Below are 17,479 nucleotides of genomic sequence, written 5' to 3' on the forward strand. Positions count from 1 at the left end.
GCACCCGAGAGATCATGCCCGAAACCAAGCTCTACCGCCTGTTGCGCGCGATCAAGCACCGTCTGGTCGGTGCCAATCTGCCGCCCGACCTGCTGGCCGAACGCTATCCCGATCAGCAGATCGGCCCGTTCAGCTATGGCGATCTGCAGTTGCCCGCCTATCCGGGCGATGCGCGGCTGCGCATGGGGGCCTATTGCTCGGTGGCGGCCGGGGTGCAGGTGCTGCTGGGCGGCGAACACCGGCCGGACTGGGTGACCACCTATCCCTTTCCCGCCAAGGATCCGCGCTTTGCCGCCATTCCCGGCCATCCGCGCACCAAGGGCGATGTCGTGATCGGCAATGATGTGTGGCTGGGGCGCGAGGCGATGATCCTGTCCGGCGTCACCATCGGCGACGGCGCGGTGGTCGGCGCGCGCGCGCTCGTCACGCGCGACGTGCCGCCTTACGCCATCGTCGCCGGCAATCCGGGGGTTGTGGTGCGCAAGCGTTTCGACGACGCGACCATCGCCCGGCTGCTCGCGCTCCGCTGGTGGGACTGGCCGGCCGAGCGGGTGGCACGCGCCGTGCCGATGATGCTCGACCGCGATATTGCGGCGTTTCTGGATGCGGCAGAGGCTGGCCGTATCTGAGGCGGAGAGTTTTTAGACTGGGAAGAGCGGCACCGGGGGTTTGTTGATTGGGAAGAACGGCACCGGCCCGCTCCCCCACCCGGCCACCCAACGGCAGTATCATATGGGTGGCCGGGTGGGGGAGCGGGCCGGTGCCGCCCCCCGCGCCACAAGGCGCGGCACATAAACACCCCCCGGGGCGAAACCTCAGAAGATCCGCCAGCGGCGCATCGGGCTGCCCCCGGCCTCGCCGCGCATCACGAACTGCATGGTGATGTAGCGCTGCAGGAGCCCGAAGCTGAGTTTCTGCGCGAGCGTCTGGCGCAGCCCGGCAAAGCCGGTCGCGACGCCGTCGGTCACCGTCAGCCCGGCCGCCGCCATCAGGCCCCGCGCGCCGTCTTCATCGAAAAAGCGCAGATGGGTGCGATCAAGCAGCCCGTCCTCGGCATAGGTGAACCGCCCGCCAAAGGCGAGCGGGACGGTGACGCTGTAATGGGCGACATTGGGCACCGACACGATGACGACGCCGCCGGGCGCGAGCACCGTCTGGCGCAGCGTGCCCAGCACTGCCCAGGGATCGCGCAGATGTTCGAGCACGTCGAGCGCGAGGATCAGGTCGAACTTCCCCAGATCGGGCAAGGGCTGTTCCAGATCATGGATCAGCACATTGTCGAGCCGCGTGCGCAGCAGCGGTTCGAGCGGGCGATGCCCCTCCACCCCAAAGGTTTCCGCCTGCGGCCAGCGCTGCTTGAGCCAGGCAAGCGTCGCCCCCGCGCCGCAGCCGATTTCGAGGATCCGGGCCGGGGCGGCGGGCAGCAGCGGCTCGATCTCGCGCCGCACCTTCTGAAAATAGGTCAGATCCTCGGTCACGGTCTCGTCGGCCATGGTCATGTCGGCTCCGCTCATATTGCCCCCGTCTGTCCCGCCGCCATCCATATCGCCGCCCTGGATGTGCGGCAGCCGGAATATGCGCTTGATTGTCTCCTTGCTCACCGAACCTTAAAAACAAACTGCTTTCTTGCCGGCATTGCGATAGCGCGGTGCCGCTCAGCGGCGGGCAGGGACGAAAAAATGGGGTTTGAGGGCAGGATCGTCGCGGCCGGGATGCTGGCGCTTGCCGCCATGGCGGGGCTGGCCGGGGCCGGAGCCGCATCGGCAGGCGCGCCGGCGGCCGGGGCGCGGGTGATCGACATTGCCGACCGGGCGGCGCTGGTGGCAGCGCTTGCCGCCGCGCGCGGGGGTGAGACGCTGCGGCTTGCCCCGGGTGCCTATGGCCAGATTGCGATTGCCGGCCGCGTCTTTCCGGCGGCGGTCACGCTTCAGTCGCGCGATGCCGCGCGGCCGGCGCGACTCAACGGGGTCGCGGTCAGCGCCTCGGCCAATCTCGTGTTCCGCCAGCTCGACATCGGCCGCGCGCTCGCGCCCGGCGAGCCGGATTTCACCCAGCTGAGCACCGTCACCGACAGCCGGGCGGTGCGGTTCGACCGGATTTTCTTCCACGGTTCGCGCGACGGCACGCCCGCCAATGACGCCTGGGGCCTGTATGTCGTCGGCAGCAGCGGCATCGAGATTGCCGGTTCGCGCTTCGAAGAGCTGATGCGCGCCTATATCTTCGATCGCAGCAGCGACATTGCGGTGATCGGCAACAGCTTTCGCCTGATCCGCAGCGATGCCGGCGATTTCGCCGCGGTCGACCGGGTGGTGGTGCGCGGCAACAGCTACCGCGATTTCATGCCGCGCGCGGACGATCACCCCGACGCCATCCAGTTCTGGACAAATGGCCAGCAGCGCGGATCGTCGGACATTCTGATCGAGGACAATGTCATCATGCAGGGCGATGGCGTCGGCCCGCAGGGCATTTTCATCCGCGACGAGCAGAAGCGCTATCCGTATCGCAACCTCGTCATCCGCAACAATCTGATCTACACCGAGGATCAGTGGGAAGGCATTTCGGTCGAGGGGGCCGCAGATGTCGAGGTCAGCGGCAACAGCGTGCTGTCCCCGCTCGACCGGCAGAAACAGGCGTGGATCCGGCTTGAAAATGTCGGCCGCGCCACGGTCACCGGCAATGTCACCGTGCGCTATGTCGGTCCGGCCGCCGGCGGGCCGCATGTCGTGCGCGACAACAGCGTGCTGATCGAGGATCGGGCGCTGGTGCGCCGGCTGGGCGGGCTGAAGCCCGGCGCGCGGCCCGAGGCGGAACGCCTGCTCATCCCCGGGCGCGGCTATCGTCCGCCCGCCCCGGCGGCGGAGCCTGCGGCCGGTCGCGCAATGGGGGGCGCTGAATGTCGCTCGCGTCCCGGGTGCAAAGCTGGTTCATGCCGCCGCAGCAGGTGCTGCCGCCGTTCCTGCCGATGCGCGCGCCGGCGCGCCGGGCGGCGGCGCGCGGCGCGTTCATCCTCGCCTGCCTGATGCTCGGCTTTGTCTATGGCTTTGTGTTCGCGGTGTTTCCGCCGTCGTTCATGGTCTATATGGCGATCCCGGTCGTCATGCTGGCACTGGTGGTGATCTGGGCGCTGCCCGACCAGGGGCGCGCGCCCGACCGGCTGCTCGAACGGCTGTTCTTCGCCTATATGGTCATCATCGTGCTGTGGCCGATCTATCTGGCTGTCCAGCTGCCCGGCCTGCCCTGGCTGTCGCTGCGCCGGCTGGCGGCGTTCCCGATGGCGCTGATCCTGCTCATCTGCCTGTCGGTGTCGGCCCGGTTCCGCGCCGAACTGGCGGCCGCGCTCAACGGCATGCCGGGGCTGTGGAAGATGATGGCGGCCTTCATCATCGTCCAGATCGTCACCATCGTGCCCAGCCGCGCGCCCTTCGGGTCGCTCAACATCTTCCTCAACAATCTCGTGCTGTGGTTCGGTGCCTTTTATGCCGCCGCCTGGGTCTGCGCGCGCGACGGGCGGGCGGCGAAGTTCGGCAATTACCTGATCGGCATGGCGCTGGTGCTGGGCGCGATGGGGCTGGCCGAGGCCTATAACGAACAGATTCTGTGGGCGCGCCACATCCCGTCCTTCCTCGCGGTGACCGACGAATCGGTGCAGCGCACGCTGTCGGGCGATTTCCGCGAGGGCGCCTACCGCGTCACCGGCACCTACACCGTCTCGCTCGCGCTGGCCGAATATCTGGCGCTGGTGACGCCGTTCGTGCTGCAGAAGATCGCCGAACGCCCGGGGCTGGGCGCGAAGTTGCTTTATGCCGGCATCAATGTGCTGCTGCTGGTCATCATCATCCTCACCCGGTCGCGGCTGGGCATTGTCGGCTGGCTCGCGGCGCATATGGTCTGGGGCTGCATCTGGGCGTATCGCCGCTGGCGGTCCGACAAGTCGGACGTGCTCGGCCCCGCGCTTGCCTTTGCCATTCCGGCGCTGGCGCTGGCGTTCGGGGTGGCGATGTTCACCGTCGATGCGATCCGGTTCCGCACCATCGGCGGCGGATCGACCGGGTTCAGCGATCAGGCGCGCTGGGAACAGCTGGACGGCACCTGGCCGCTCGTGCTGCGCAACCCGATCGGCTATGGAACCGGGCAGAGCGGCGAGGTGCTGGGCTTCCGCACGCCGGGCGGGCAGGTGACCGTCGATACCTATATCGTCACGCTGCTGCTCGATTATGGCGTGATCGGATTCTGCCTGTTCCTCGGCATTTTCGGGCTGGCGGTCGCAACCATGCTCAGGATTTCGCTCAGGCCGCGCGGGCGGGAGATCGACATCGCAATGCCGGTCTGCGCGGCGCTCGTTGCCTATCTGGTCGTGCGGCTGGTGTTCGCGCAGGACGACAATGCGCCGCTCGTCTACATGATGCTGGGGCTGGCGAGCGCGATCGCGTTCAAGGCGAAGAGGCAGGACGCCGAATCAGCGCCGGCCCCGGCCTGATCGTCCGATCCCGGGTACCATCAGGTCCGGGCTATGTCAGGCAGCGAGCGCGCGCGGCGTCCGGCCCGAGCGATTTTCCAGTTCGCGCAGGAATACCTCGAGCGACAGGATCGACCACAGCTCCTTTTCCCGGTTGCGCCGGCCGCTCACATGCTCGTCCAGCATCGCCTTCAGCCGGGTGCGGTCGGCAAAGCCGCCAAAGCGCGACTGCGGGCTGAGCAGCATGTCCTCGGCATAGTCGCGCAGCCGCCCGCGCAGCCATTCGGCAACCGGCACGCGGAAGCCCGATTTGGGCCGCGACAGGATGTCGGGCGGCAGATCGGCCTGCATCGCGCGCCGCAGGATCGTCTTGCCGCTGCGGCCATTCAGGAACGCATCGTCGCCAAGCGTGGCGACAAAGGCGGCGAGCTTGCGATCCATGAACGGCATCCGCCCCTCGATCGACGCCGCCATCGTCATCCGGTCGCCGCGCTCCAGCAACGTGCCCGGCAACCACACCGTCTTGTCGAAATATAGTGCCCGGTGCAGCGGGCCGACGCCCGCGCCCGGATCCTCCGCCCATTCGAACGGGCGGTAGCCGGCGAACAGCGCCGGGGCGAGCGCCGCCGCCTCGGCATGCGGCATCAGCCCGAACCACGCCGCCTGGCGATCGACGAAATCGCGCTCGCGCCCGGCGCGCAGCAGGATCGCCGCGCGGCGCTTGCTGTAGGGCAGCAGCCGCCGGGGCAGGTCGAGCAGCAGCGGATCGAGCGCCGCGGGCGCGACCGCCTGATAGCGGGCGAGGTACAAATCGCCCCAATGCTTGGGATAGCCGGCCAGCAGCTCGTCCGAGCCTTCGCCGGACATCACCACCTTCACATGCCGCGCGGCCAGATGGCTCAGATAATAAAGCGGCACATCGGCCATTTCCGACAGCGGCGCGCCCCGGTGCCAGGTGACGTCGGCCAGGCTGTCGAGGAAATGATCGGGCTCGATCTCCAGCTCATGATGTTCGGTGCCGAACCGCTCGGCGACCTGACGGGCGGCCCAGAGTTCGGAAAAGCCGTCGGCCTTGAAGCCGATCGAGAAGGTCTTGACCGGATGTGGCGACATGCCCGCCATGAGCGCCACGATCGCCGAGGAATCGAGCCCGCCCGACAGGAACGCGCCCAGCGGCACGTCGGACCGCATGCGCAGCCGCACCGCATCTTCCAGTTCGGCGCGGAAATCGCGGATCGCCGCCGCATCGAGCGGACGGCGTTCGGCCGCCGGCAGCGGCAGAGGCGGGCTGAAATAACGCTCGGCGGTCAGCTGGCCGCCCTGCCAGACGGCATAATGGCCGGGCGGCAGCTGCGACACACCCTTGACCAGCGTGTCATGGCCCGGCGCATATTTCCAGATCAGGTAGCGGGCGAGCGCCTGTTCATCGATGTCGGCGGCAAAGGCCGGATGCGCGGCAAGGCTTGCAAACTCCGAGGCGAAGATCAGGTCGCCGCCGTTGATGAAATAGAGCAGCGGCTTCTTGCCGAACGGGTCGCGGGCGAGGAACAGGCTGCGCGCCTCGGCATCCCAGATCGCAAAGGCGAACATGCCCCGGAAGCGGTCGAGCGCCGCCGCGCCCCAGCGGATCCATGCCTCCAGCAGCACTTCGGTGTCCGACCGGGTGCGGAAGGCGACGCCGGCAGCCTCAAGCTCGGCGCGGATTTCCAGATAGTTATAGATCTCGCCGTTGAACACCAGAGTGTAGCGCCCGCAGGCCGAGCGGAAGGGCTGATCCCCGGTTGCAAGGTCGATGATCGCCAGCCGGACATGGCCGAGCGCCACCGTGCGACCGCCCTCGCCCTCCAGCAGTTCGAAACTGCGCCCGTCCGGGCCGCGATGGGCGATCGCGCGGGTCATCGCGTCGATCATCTGCCCGGCCGCGTCGCGCCCGGCGTTGGTGGTAAGGCCGGCAACTCCGCACATGGTTCAACCCCCGATCAAGGCTCGACGCCTCGCACAGCTTCCTTTAACGGCCGGCTAAGCCAATCGAAAGCGCCTATGCTGATCTCGATCGTGATCCCGACCTATCGGCGTGCGGACATGCTGTCCGGCCTGCTCGATGCGCTGGCGCCGCAGATGATGGCCGAGGTCGAGGCGCTGGTCATCGACAATGATCCGGCGGGCAGCGCCGCCGACACCGCCGCGCGTTACGGCTGGCTGCGCTATGTGCATGAACCGCGGCCGGGCGTCGTCCATGCCCGCAACCGCGGCGTCGCCGAGGCGCGGGGCGGCCATGTGCTGTTCATCGACGATGACGAGGTGCCGAGCCCGGGCTGGCTGGCCGCGTTCGCCGCGCTGGCGCGCGCCGGCACCACCGCCTGTTTCGGGCGCATCACGCCGCGCTTCGTCGCGCCGCCGCCGCCGGGGCTGGAGCGGATGCTGGCCGGGCTGTTCAGCCGCGAGATCGATGCGGATACCGGTGCCGACATCACCGCCAGCTGGGCCTATCTCGGAACCGGCAATGCGATGTTCGACCGTGCGGTCTGCTTTCCCGACCCCGAGCCGTTCGACCTGCGTTTCAACCAGAGCGGTGGCGAGGACATCTGGATGATTCGCGGGCTGATGGCGCGCGGGGTGCGGCTGATCTGGAACCGCGAGGGGCTGGTCGACGAAATCGTGCCGCCGGGGCGGATGACGCTCGATTATGTCCGGGCGCGCAAATTCGCCCATGGCCAGCAGCGGGTGATCTTCAACCATCGTGGCGGCGGGCTGGCCGGCTGGGCGCGGGCCTTGCCCTGGATGGGGATCGGGCTGGTGCAGGCGGCGGGGTTCGGCGCGCTGGCGCTCGGCCTCAGCGCGATCGGCTCGCCGCGCGCGCTCGAAGCGCGGGCGCGCGCCGATGCCGGGCGCGGCAAGCTGATGTGGCGCGCCGCCGCCCGCACGCTTTACGGCAACTGAGTTTTCGCCAGCCGGTGCTGCGGTCAGAGCGCCGCGCGCACCGGGCCGTCGCGCCATTCCGCGCGGCGACGCCACATTTCGCGCCACTGGCTTGCCGCGTCGCGGCGGCCGGGCGACAGCCGCGCCGCCAGCCCGTAGAGTAGCGCCCGCCACCATGCCTGGAAGATCGTCATCGCCCGCGCGATCCGCGCGCTTGCCGGCGGCAGATGGCGCAGCGCCAGCCCGATGCGCGCGCCGAACAGATAGACGAGCGTGTTGGTCGGCCGCACCGCGCTGCCGCCGCCGAAATGCACGATCTCCGCCTCTGGCGTCACGCGCGGGCGCGCGCCCGCGCGCCGGGCGCGGCCGCAGAAATCGGCTTCCTCGCCATACATGAAAAAGGTCGTGTCGAACCCGTCCAGCTGCTCCCACAGGCTCCGTTCGACGAGGAAGAAGCAGCCCGACACGATATCGACCGCGCGCTCCTGTCCGTCGCCCCACAGCGCCACCTGTTCGGGGTTGAGGCGCGGGCTGCGCGGGTTGAGCGTCGTCAGGCCAACGGCAAGGCAGAAGGCGCTCCAAGCGGTGATGCGGTTCCAGGCCGAGCTGGGGTTGAGCCGCCCGTCGCCAAACAGCGTCCGCCCGCCCCAGATGCGCGCCTCGGGCCGCGCGGCGGCAAAGGCCATCAGCCGGTCGATCGCGCGGTCGCGCACCAATGTGTCGGTGTTGAGCAGCAGCAGCAGCCGTCCGGTCGCCGCGCGGGCGGCGATGTTGTTGCCCTTGGCAAAGCCGTGATTCTCGCGCTCGGCCAGCAGCCGCACCTGCGGAAACGCCGCGCGCACCGCATCGACCGTGCCGTCGGCCGAGCCATTGTCGACCAGGATCACCTCAAAGCGTGTGTCGCGCGTTTCGGCATAGACGGACCGGATCGCCGCCAGCGTCATCTCGCGCGTGTTCCAGCTGACCATCAATATGGACAGATCGGGCGCGTCCTCGCCATGGTCGGTCATCGCAATCCCCGTCAGCGGCCGCGCAGCCGGCGGGCAAGGGCGATCGCGCCGTCGCGCGCCTGGCGCAGCGGTTCGCCCACCAGCCGCTCGGCCACGGTCTCGGCCATCCCCGGATCGCGCATCTGCGCGATGGCGGCGGGCGCGAACCGGCCATTGGCCTCGGCGCAGGAAATGCGCCGGCCGCGGATCTTGTTCGACACATTGCCGCCATGCACGACCTGCAGCCAGGCCCCCGGCCCGTCCAGCTGATGCACGGGCAGATGCCGCGCCAGTTCCATGTGCGGGATCGCCGGGGCGGTGCGCGCCGTGGTGTCGAACGGTTCCAGCAGGTTGGTGAAGGCGTTCGACCGGTGGGCATGGGCGTAAAGCCGCTCCCCGCTCAGCACGAACCCGTTGGTGAAGTTGAGCGCACAGGCCGGGCCGCCCAGATGGGCGCGCGCCGCCGCCTGCAGCCGGGCGACGAAATCGACGGCCAGCGAATCGTCATTGTCGAGATTGGTGGTCAGCAGCGCGGGTGGCCGCGCCTCGATGCGCGCGAACACCGCGTCGCGCCAGCCATCGCCGGGAAACAGCGGCGTGTAGAAGGGGATGAACGGCCGGATGCGGCGCAGCTCTTCGATCCGGTCCTTGAACGCCTGTGGCGTCTGATCGTCGAAGAAGATCATCCACGCGAAATCCTGTTCGGTCTGCGCGGCCATGCCCGGCAGGCAATAGCGCTCGAACAGGTCGAAACGGGTGGCCAGCCAGTCGGGCTGGGTGCGGAAACTGGCCTCGCGTCCCGGCGTTGCCAGGTTGAACCGCGTCATGACCACATGGACGAAATCGGCCATCGGCCCGTTGCTCCGACGAAAAGCCCATGGCTGGGCAAGAACGGCCGGCCGGGCGCATGTGCGCGCCCGGCCGGGCCGGGATTATTTGGCAGCCGGTGCGGCGGCCGGCGCACCCGCCGGCTTGGGCGGGGCATAGCCGCCCTGATACTTCACCTCGTCCCGCGCCTTCTTGACCTTGGGTTCAAGGTCGCGCTTCGTCAGATCGGCGAATTTGCGCTGCTGGATCAGGCTGGTCGCCAGCTGGTTCGCCTGATCGCCGGCGAGCGGTTCGACCCGCTGGCCGATGATCTGGTTGGCGATCACCGCGCCGCCGCCCGGGATGATGAAGATTTCGCCGGCCGGCAGCTTCAGCACCCGCTGCACCAGTTCCGGATTCGCGGTCGCGACGTCGAGCACGGCGGGCGCGCGGCGATAGCGCAGCCCGTCCTTCTTCAGCTGCGCCTCGACCTCGGCCATCGTCTTGAACGGCTGATAGGCGAGAAGGGCGCGCGGATCCTTGGGCGTTTCGAACTGGATCTGGTCGATGTTGAAGATCTTGCGTTCGGCGAACAGGTCGGGGTTCTGCGCGATGAAGGTCTGCACCTCCTGCGCGGTCGGCTGCTTGACCGACGAGGCAAGCTGGCGCTGGAGCAGCTGGGCGAGCAGCGTTTCCTCGGCGCGCTTCTGCTGGATCAGGAACATCGGCGTCTTGTCCAGCCCGCGCTCGCGCGCGATATCGGCCAGGATCTTGCGCTGGACGACCTGTTGCAGAACCGCCTGCTCGGTCTGCTTGCGGTCGGCCCCGGCCGGCAGCTGCACGCCCTGCAGTTCGGCATTGAGTTCGTGGATCGTCACGTCCTTGCCACCGACGGTCGCGACCACCTGCCCCTTTTCGAGCTGGGCGTCATTCCCCTTGCCGCAGCCGGCGACCAGCGCCGTGCCGACAAGAAGCACGCCCATATACAGTTTCTTCATATCACCTCCCTGCGAGACGCCCCGTTTCAGCGCGGCGCATCCGTCCCATCCCGAGACGGATATAGGCGTGAGGGTTAAAACGAGCAAAACGAAAAGAACGTTAAGGCTCGCCGGCTATCGGCAGTGGCGAACGGCCGGTAAGGGCGGTGCGAAAGGGGGCTGAACATGACCGACAACAGGCTGAAATTGTGTCTCGCGGCCTCGGGCGGCGGGCATGTCCGCCAGCTGCTCGACCTCGAACCGGTGTGGCGCGACTGGCCGCATGTGTTCGTGACCGAGGATACCGCGCTCGGCCGCAGCCTGGCCGACAGCCACCGGGTGCGCTTTGTCGACCATTATGCGCTCGGCCAGGCGCGGATCGGCCGCAAGGGCGTGATGCTGCGCGGCATGCTGCGCAACATGGCCCAGTCGGCGCGCATCGTGCGCGAGGAACGCCCCGATGTCGTCATCACCACCGGCGCGGGCGCGATGTACGGCACCGCGCTGATGGCGCGGCTTGCGGGCGCGCGGCTGGTGCTGATCGATTCATTCGCCCGGTTCGACGCGCCGTCCAAGTTCGCGCGCGGCATCAAGCCCTTTGCCAATGAGGTGATCGTCCAGTCGGCCGCGCTCGGCCGGCTGTGGCCCGATGCGCGGGTGTTCGATCCGCTGCGCATGCTCGACGGCACGCCGCCGGCCAAGCAGCCGGTGCTGTTCGCGACGGTCGGCGCGACGCTGGGGTTTCCCCGGCTGGTCGAGGCGGTGATCGCGCTCAAGGCGAGCGGGCGGCTGCCCGAACGCGTCGTGCTGCAGGTCGGCGACACGCCGATGCCGGCGGTGCTGCCCGAGGGTATCGAGGTGCACCGCGACCTGCCGTTCGGGCGGGTGCAGGAGCTGCTGGCCGAGGCGGCGTTCGTCGTCTGCCATGGCGGCACGGGGTCGCTGATCACCGCGCTGCGCGCCGGCTGCCGCACGGTCGCGATGCCGCGCCGGTTCAGCCTGGGCGAGCATTATGACGATCATCAGGAAGAAATCACCGCCGCCTTCAAGGGCCGCGGGATGATCGAGGTCGCGCTGGAAGCCGGCGAGCTGGGCGACTGTATCGACCGGCTGCGCGACCGGCCGCCGGTGATGGCGACGACCGATCCCGCAGCGCTGATCGATTATCTCAGAGAGCGGCTGACCGGCTGGGAAGCGGCGCGCTGACCCGTTCGGCGCGGTGCGCATCGCGGGCGGTGCGCATCCACAGATAAGTGGGCAGCGGTTCCTCGCGGAAGCGGTAGCGGCCGGCCTCGGCGCTGTGTTCGATCACCCCTGCTGCGGCAAGCGCGCCGAGCAGTTCGGCGAGCGCGTCCTTGCGTTCGGGGGTGATCAGCGACAGCGCATCCTCGGGCGCGAACCAGCCGTCGGGCGTGCTCGCCGCCCGTGCCGCAGCGCTGACCAGCGGGGCGTCGGCTCCCGCCAGATAGGGCGCGACCGCCGCGATCAGGCGCGGATCGATGCGCCCGGCGCTTTCATCGACGATCTTGTCGAGCGCGGCCCAGACATCGGCCTCGTCGATCGCCAGCCGGTCGCCGTCGAGCGCGAGCATCGAGGCATGGTGGCTGATCAGCCGCACCAGATAGGGCGAGCCGTTGGACAGCGCCTCGATCGCCGCGGCAGCGCCGGGGGCAAAGCTGACGCCGGCGGCATCCTCGCCGATCTTGAGCAGCGCGCGCACCTCCTCCGACGACAGGCGCGGCATCGGCAGGCCGATGACGTTGCGGCGAATGGAGGGGATATAGCCGACCAGTTCCTGCAGGTTGGACGCGACACCGGCGAGCACCAGCTGCACCCGCGCCGCGCGGTCGGACAGATTCTTGATCAGCTCGGCGACCGACAGGCGGAACTGGTCGCTTTCGGCGCGGTCATATTCGTCGAGGATGATGATCACCCGCGTGCCGGTGATCTGGGCGCACAGCTCGCCCAGCTGCCGCGCGTCGAAACTGTCGGGCAGCCGGTCCGCCAGGCTGCCATTGCCCATGCCCGAAATCGCGCTCGGATCGACATCGCGCAGATAAAGCTGGGGGATGTCCTGCAGCACCGCGCGGAAAATGTCTTCAAAGCTCGAATAGGCGCCGCACGAGGCGTAGATGACCAGATAACGCGAATCCCGCGCGATTTCGGCCAGGATATGGACCAGCGAGGTCTTGCCGATCCCGCGCTCGCCATAAATGACGACATGGCTGCGCTGTTCCTCGAGAATCTCGATCAGCCGCGCCAGCACGCCCAGACGCCCGGCGAACCGGCTGCGCTCGGTGACCGGCTGGGCCGGGGTGAAGACATCGCGCAGCGTCGTGCGCGCCCGCGACAGCCGCGACGCATCGCCGCGCCCGCCACGCTCGATCGCCGAGGACCGGAAGCTGGGAAAGCTCGCCGTGTCGGCCGCGCCGGCCGAGCTGTCCTCTGCCGGGGCCTGCGCCCGCATCGCCTCGGCGCGCGCGCGCCTGCGTTCGCGCAGCGCCTCCAGGTCCGGCCGCGCATTGGCCGGCGGCGCGGCCGTGCGGCGGCCAAAGGGCCAGAAAATCCTGCTCAGAAAACGCAACATAGAGCCTGCGCCTCGCTTGATCGATGATCCGTCGCCAAGGGGCCGGTCAGCCCTGGCGCTGGAACGGCTTCAGCACGAAATAGCTATAGGCCAGCACCGCGACGATCCCGATCACCGCGAACAGGTCATAACCTTCATTGCCGACATAATTGGCCACCGCGCAACCGACCGAGGGCGGCAGATAGCTGAGGATCGAATCCTGCGGTTCGCCTTCCCCGACCGAACGTTGCAGGAATATCACGATCAGCCCGGCAAAGATGGCCACCGTGATCCAGTCATAAGGTGTTTGCATGCTTGCCCTTTTCGCCAGTGCGCCAGGACCGCTACCATTGTTCTGCGCCCAAGACAAAACCGTCCCTATCGCCTGAATGATGGTAAAAGCGTTACAGGCGCCGGGGCCGAAGCCGTAAAATGCTGAGAGTTCGTAAAGGATGCGCTAACCAGTGCCGTCGAATCATGGCATCAGGGAAAACGCCGCCCGCCACGGGGTGTGCCGCCGCAAGGCTGGCCGCCGGACGGGCCGGATGCGACAAAAAGGGGCAGAGACGTTGACTATTCGCTATGGGAAAATCGCCTATGGCCTCGGCCTGCTGCTTGCCGGCACCGCCAGCGCCGCGGCTGCGCAGACGCCCGGAATGGGGGCGGAATGGGGGGCGGCCAGGGACCGGCCGGGCCGAATGAGCGGCGGGTCGAGATCCGGCCGAGCGCGCAGCTCATTTACGACACCAACGTCTACCGGGTCGGCCAGGGCTTTGATCTGGGCGGGCTGGCGCGTGACGATGTGCGCGTGACGCCGTCCGTCGATGCGATCATCGCGCTGCCGGTCGGGCGGCAGACCGTGTTCCTCAACGGCAATGTCGGCTATGATTTCTACCGCCGCAACAGCCGGCTGGACCGCGAACGCATCGCGCTGTCGGGCGGGGCGCAGCTGCGCGCCGGCCAGCGCTGCTCGGCGACGGTGACGGGCGGCTATGTCCGCCAGCAGAGCGACTTTACCGATGTCTTTGCCACGCTCGCCGTGCCCAACACCGACGAGCGCCGCTCGATCGACGTTCAGGCCAGCTGCGGCGGCCAGGTCGGGCTGACGCAGAGCTTTGGCTATCGCCATGACGAGAGCCGCAACAGCTCGGATCTGTTCCGTCCGCTCAACACCAACAGCGACAGCTTCAACGCCTCGATCGGCTATCAGCGGCCGACCTTCGGCGTGCTGTCGATCTACGGCACCTACACGACCAGCGCCTTTCCCGAGCGGCGTTTCCTGACGCCGACCGGCCTGGTGCGCGACGGTGTCGAGAATTACAGCGCCGGCATCAGCTTTGAACGCCAGATCGGCCGCCGCATCACCGGCACGATCGCGCTTGGCTATACCTGGGTCAATCCGCGGCTCGATGACACCCCCGATTTCCGCGGCGTGTCCTATCGCGCGGCGATCGACCTCAGGCCCAATGACGATTTCACCGTCAACCTGACCGCGTCGCGCAATGTCGAGGTGCAGAACTTCGTCGCGGCAAGCTATTCGATAACCGATCTTTATGGTTTGACTGGCACATACCAGTTCAATCCGCGCCTGCGGATGAACTTCGGGTCGTCCTACCAGAAGCGCGATTTCCGCGCCGGGCCGCAGCTGGGGGGGCTGCCTGGGTTCCTGCTGCTGCCGGAGGACGAGGTCATCACCGGGAATATCGGGCTGAGCTATGATCTGACGCGCCGGCTGACGCTGACGACCGGCTTTGTCCAGGAACGGCGCGATTCGAACAACCCGATCTTCAACTTCAAGAGCAGTGTCGTCACCGCAGGCATCAGCCTGTTGCTGTGACACCCGATCACCGGAACGAGGCGATATGAACAGCGTGCACACATCCCTGACGGCGTTCGCGGCCCTGCTGGCCGCGCCGCTTGCCGCCCAGATCCCTCCCGGGGTCGCCCCGCCGCCGGCCGCCGCCAGCGCGGAAAAGGCCGAAAAGGATCTGCAGGCGGGCTATGTGCTCGGCCCCGATGATGTCGTCGAGGTGTCGGTGCTCGGCCAGCCCGAGTTCACGACGCGGGCGCGGGTGCGCGCCAACGGCACGATCCAGCTGCCCTTTATCGGCGAGATCACCGTGTCCGGCCAGACCGGGCTGAGCCTCGGCGCGCTCGTCACCGACAAGCTGCGCGCCGGCGGTTATTACGCCAAGCCGGTCGTGCAGATCGAAATCGTGTCCTTTGCCAGCCGCTATGTCGTCGTGCTCGGCGAGGTCGGCCAGTCGGGGCTGCAGCCGGTCGACCGTGATTACCGCGTGTCCGAAGTCATCGCCCGTGCGGGCGGGCTGCGCGAAAGCGGTGCCGATTTCGTCATCCTGCGCCGCGCGACCGGCGAGGAGATGAAGCTGCCGTTCGAAAAGCTCGCCAAGGGGTCGCTCGACGATGATCCGGTCGTGCGCGCGGGCGACAAGATCTATGTGCCGGCGGCCGAGCTGTTCTACATCTACGGCCAGGTCAACGCGCCGGGCGTCTATCCGATCAAGGGCGCCGGCCCGATGACGGTGCGCAAGGCGCTGGCGCGGGGCGGCGGGCTGGGCGTGTCCGGCTCGACCGGCAAGATCAAGCTGTTCCGCGACGGCGAGGAGCTGAAGGTCAAGCTCGACGATGTGATCCGCGCGGGCGACGTTGTCGTCGTCGGCGAACGGACTTTTTAAGGGAAGCGGCGGCGATGAGCCTGATCCAGTTCCTGCGCATGCTGGCCGCGCGGCGGTCGATCATCTGGGCGACGCTGATCGCCTGCTTCTTCACGGCGACGGCGGCGGCTTTCCTGCTGCCCCCGCGCTTCGAGGCGAAGAACCGGGTGCTGTTCGACCTCACCCGGCCCGATCCGATGACCGGCCAGCTGCTGGCGACCAATGCGGTCGGCAATTACATCGCCACCCAGCTCAAGCTGATCACCGACATCCAGACCATCGGCCCGGTGGTCGACAAGCTCGGCTGGGCCGCCGATCCGGCGGTGCAGGCGCGGTTCGACGCCGCCGGCGCGCCGGGCGGCGACATCCGCGAATGGCTGGCCGAACAGATTATCGACCAGACCGAGGCGCGGTTTGCCGAGACGTCGAACATCATCGAGATCCGCTACCGCGGTGCCGATCCGGTGTCGTCGCAGCGCATTGCCGAGGCGATCCGCGAGGCGTTCCTCCAGCAGAACCGCGATTCGCGCCAGAACAACGCCCAGCGCGGCGCCGCCACCTATGCCGAGCAGGCGCGCAATGCGCTCGCCCAGCTGCGCGAGGCGGAAGAGGCGCGCACCGCCTATGCCAAGGAAAACGGCATCGTCCTGCAGGCGGGCGATGTCGATCTGGAAAGCGCCAAGCTCGCCGCTCTGTCGGCGCAGAGCACCGCGCCGGTCGCCGCGCAGATGGCCGCCCCGCCGTCGCCGGCACGCATGCAGCTTGAAGGGCTGAAGCAGCAGATCGCCCAGGCGCAGCAGACGCTCGGGCCCAACCATCCGACCTATCAGGCGCTGCTGCGGCAGAAGGAATCGCTCGAGGCCGAGGCCGCACGCGGCGGCGGCGGCATGATCGGCGGCACCAGCCGCGCCGAGATCGAGGCCAGCTATCAGACGCAAAAGGCCCGCGTGCTTGCCCAGGCCGACAAGATCGACAAGCTCAACCAGATGCAGCAGGACATCCTGGTCCGCCGCGAGGCCTATGTGAAGCTGGCTGCCCGTGCCGAGGAACTGGCCGGCCAGGCCAAGCTCAGCGTCAGCAACATGGAGCCGCTCGGCAACACCAGCCTGCCGGCCAAGCCGGCCTGGCCGAACAAGCCGCTGATCATGGGCGGGTCGGTCGCGCTCGGCCTTGTCCTCGGCATCCTGCTCGCGCTGCTCGTCGAGCTGCTCGCGCGGCGCGTGCGCAGCGATGAGGATCTGGAATATGCATCGGGTGTGCCGGTGCTCGCCATTGTCGGATCGCGGCGCGCGACCGACGGGCTGGCGGCGCGGCTGATCAACTTCATCGATCGCAAGGGCGCCGACCGCCGGCGCGCCTTGGCGGAGGGCTGACCATGAGCATGAAACTCGCGCTGCACGACATGGGCGCGCCCGGTGGCGGGCGCACGCTCGGCCGCCCCGATCCGGATCTGCCGCCGGCGATCGAATCGGTGATGATCACCGATCCCCAGTCGCTCGAGGCCGAATCGATCCGCGGCCTGCGCACCCGGCTGGTCGCGCAGCATCTGCGCGAGGGGCGGCGCGCGCTCGCCATCTGTTCGCCGGCCGCTGGCAGCGGGTGCAGCTATATCGCGCTCAATCTGGCGGTCGCCGCTGCCCAGGCGGGCATCCGCACGGTGCTGGTCGATGCCAATCTGCGCGATCCGGTGCTGGCCGATCTGTGCGGCCTGCCGATCGACATGCCGGGCCTCGCTGATTACCTTGCCAGTGACCGGCTGGCGCTGCCCGACGTGGTCGACACCGCGCTGATGCCCGATCTGGCCGTTGTGGGTGCCGGTGATCCTGCCGACAATCCGCAGGAGCTGCTGTCGGGCGCACGCTTTCGCGGGCTGGTCGACCAGCTGCTGCGCGAATATGAACTGACGATCTTCGACACCGCGCCGGCCAATCTGTGTTCGGACGGGCAGCGCGTCGCAACCATGGCGGGCTTCAGCCTGCTGGTCGCGCGCAAGCATGAAACCTATGTCAACGACATGAAGACGCTGGCCAAGCAGCTTCGCGCCGACAAGTCGGTGGTCGTGGGCGCGGTGCTGAACGACTTCTGATGGA

16 protein-coding genes are annotated in these 17,479 nt (G+C 68.2%); 9 read left to right on the forward strand and 7 right to left on the reverse strand.

What is annotated here, in order from left to right; translation table 11 throughout:
- The first annotated feature begins 14 nt into the window (after nt 1-14).
- Nucleotides 15-629 (forward strand): CatB-related O-acetyltransferase, encoded by a 615-nt coding sequence (locus GVO57_RS15350; RefSeq protein ID WP_160591981.1) that lies wholly within the window; start codon nt 15-17, stop codon nt 627-629.
- A gap of 186 nt (nt 630-815) precedes the next feature.
- On the opposite strand, the gene GVO57_RS03780 is transcribed toward GVO57_RS15350, so the two are convergent.
- Nucleotides 816-1,601: a class I SAM-dependent methyltransferase gene (locus GVO57_RS03780; protein ID WP_201752684.1), complete on the reverse strand. Its 786-nt coding sequence runs from the start codon at nt 1,599-1,601 to the stop codon at nt 816-818.
- A 78-nt stretch (nt 1,602-1,679) separates the two neighbouring features.
- Here GVO57_RS03780 and GVO57_RS14780 point away from each other — a divergent pair, with 78 nt between their 5' ends.
- Nucleotides 1,680-3,020 carry a right-handed parallel beta-helix repeat-containing protein gene (locus tag GVO57_RS14780; RefSeq protein WP_160591983.1) on the forward strand — a complete coding sequence of 447 codons (1,341 nt, stop codon included), beginning with the start codon at nt 1,680-1,682 and terminating at the stop codon, nt 3,018-3,020.
- Nucleotides 3,021-3,562: 542 nt separating this feature from the next.
- Nucleotides 3,563-4,477 carry an O-antigen ligase family protein gene (locus GVO57_RS14785; protein ID WP_233281530.1) on the forward strand — a complete coding sequence of 305 codons (915 nt, stop codon included), beginning with the start codon at nt 3,563-3,565 and terminating at the stop codon, nt 4,475-4,477.
- Nucleotides 4,478-4,513: 36 nt separating this feature from the next.
- Here GVO57_RS14785 and asnB read toward each other — a convergent pair whose 3' ends face one another.
- Nucleotides 4,514-6,367, reverse strand: coding sequence for an asparagine synthase (glutamine-hydrolyzing) (asnB, locus tag GVO57_RS03795; RefSeq protein ID WP_233281460.1), 1,854 nt, complete (start codon nt 6,365-6,367; stop codon nt 4,514-4,516).
- Nucleotides 6,368-6,496: 129 nt separating this feature from the next.
- On the opposite strand from asnB, the gene GVO57_RS03800 reads away from it, so the two are divergent.
- A complete protein-coding gene (locus GVO57_RS03800; protein ID WP_160591989.1) occupies nt 6,497-7,396 on the forward strand; it encodes a glycosyltransferase in 900 nt (299 codons plus the stop codon).
- Nucleotides 7,397-7,419: 23 nt separating this feature from the next.
- On the opposite strand, the gene GVO57_RS03805 is transcribed toward GVO57_RS03800, so the two are convergent.
- The 3 genes from GVO57_RS03805 to GVO57_RS03815 all read right to left on the reverse strand — a co-directional run bounded on the left by GVO57_RS03805 (nt 7,420) and on the right by GVO57_RS03815 (nt 10,169).
- Entirely contained in the window at nt 7,420-8,385 is a 966-nt protein-coding gene (locus GVO57_RS03805; RefSeq protein ID WP_160591991.1) for a glycosyltransferase family 2 protein, read from the reverse strand.
- Between the two features lie 11 nt (nt 8,386-8,396).
- Complete coding sequence (locus GVO57_RS03810; protein WP_160591993.1) at nt 8,397-9,215, reverse strand: glycosyltransferase; 819 nt, start codon at nt 9,213-9,215, stop codon at nt 8,397-8,399.
- Between the two features lie 81 nt (nt 9,216-9,296).
- A complete protein-coding gene (locus tag GVO57_RS03815) occupies nt 9,297-10,169 on the reverse strand; it encodes a peptidyl-prolyl cis-trans isomerase, EpsD family (RefSeq protein WP_160591995.1) in 873 nt (290 codons plus the stop codon).
- A 165-nt stretch (nt 10,170-10,334) separates the two neighbouring features.
- Here GVO57_RS03815 and welK point away from each other — a divergent pair, with 165 nt between their 5' ends.
- Nucleotides 10,335-11,354 (forward strand): beta-1,4-glucuronosyltransferase WelK, encoded by a 1,020-nt coding sequence (gene welK, locus GVO57_RS03820; protein ID WP_160591997.1) that lies wholly within the window; start codon nt 10,335-10,337, stop codon nt 11,352-11,354.
- Here the strand turns inward: welK and GVO57_RS03825 are convergent.
- Nucleotides 11,317-12,735 (reverse strand): ATP-binding protein, encoded by a 1,419-nt coding sequence (locus GVO57_RS03825; protein ID WP_233281461.1) that lies wholly within the window; start codon nt 12,733-12,735, stop codon nt 11,317-11,319. The two genes, welK and GVO57_RS03825, sit on opposite strands and share 38 nt — an antisense overlap.
- Nucleotides 12,736-12,781: 46 nt before the next feature.
- A complete protein-coding gene (locus GVO57_RS03830; RefSeq protein WP_160591999.1) occupies nt 12,782-13,027 on the reverse strand; it encodes an XrtV sorting system accessory protein in 246 nt (81 codons plus the stop codon).
- A 354-nt stretch (nt 13,028-13,381) separates the two neighbouring features.
- Between GVO57_RS03830 and GVO57_RS03835 the strand changes: the two genes are divergently transcribed.
- Genes GVO57_RS03835 through GVO57_RS03850 form a run of 4 tightly spaced genes read left to right on the forward strand, consistent with a single transcriptional unit; the run spans nt 13,382 to nt 17,475 of the window.
- Entirely contained in the window at nt 13,382-14,551 is a 1,170-nt protein-coding gene (locus tag GVO57_RS03835; protein WP_160592000.1) for an outer membrane beta-barrel protein, read from the forward strand.
- A gap of 34 nt (nt 14,552-14,585) precedes the next feature.
- On the forward strand, nt 14,586-15,410 hold the full coding sequence (locus GVO57_RS03840; protein ID WP_233281462.1) for a polysaccharide biosynthesis/export family protein: 825 nt from the start codon (nt 14,586-14,588) through the stop codon (nt 15,408-15,410).
- 14 nt (nt 15,411-15,424) lie between these two features.
- A complete protein-coding gene (locus tag GVO57_RS03845; RefSeq protein WP_160592004.1) occupies nt 15,425-16,762 on the forward strand; it encodes a GNVR domain-containing protein in 1,338 nt (445 codons plus the stop codon).
- Between the two features lie 2 nt (nt 16,763-16,764).
- On the forward strand, nt 16,765-17,475 hold the full coding sequence (locus tag GVO57_RS03850; protein ID WP_160592006.1) for a CpsD/CapB family tyrosine-protein kinase: 711 nt from the start codon (nt 16,765-16,767) through the stop codon (nt 17,473-17,475).
- The last annotated feature ends 4 nt before the right edge of the window (nt 17,476-17,479 follow it).

It is taken from the genome of Sphingomonas changnyeongensis (genome assembly GCF_009913435.1).
Taxonomy (GTDB): Bacteria; Pseudomonadota; Alphaproteobacteria; order Sphingomonadales; family Sphingomonadaceae; genus Sphingomonas_B; species Sphingomonas_B changnyeongensis.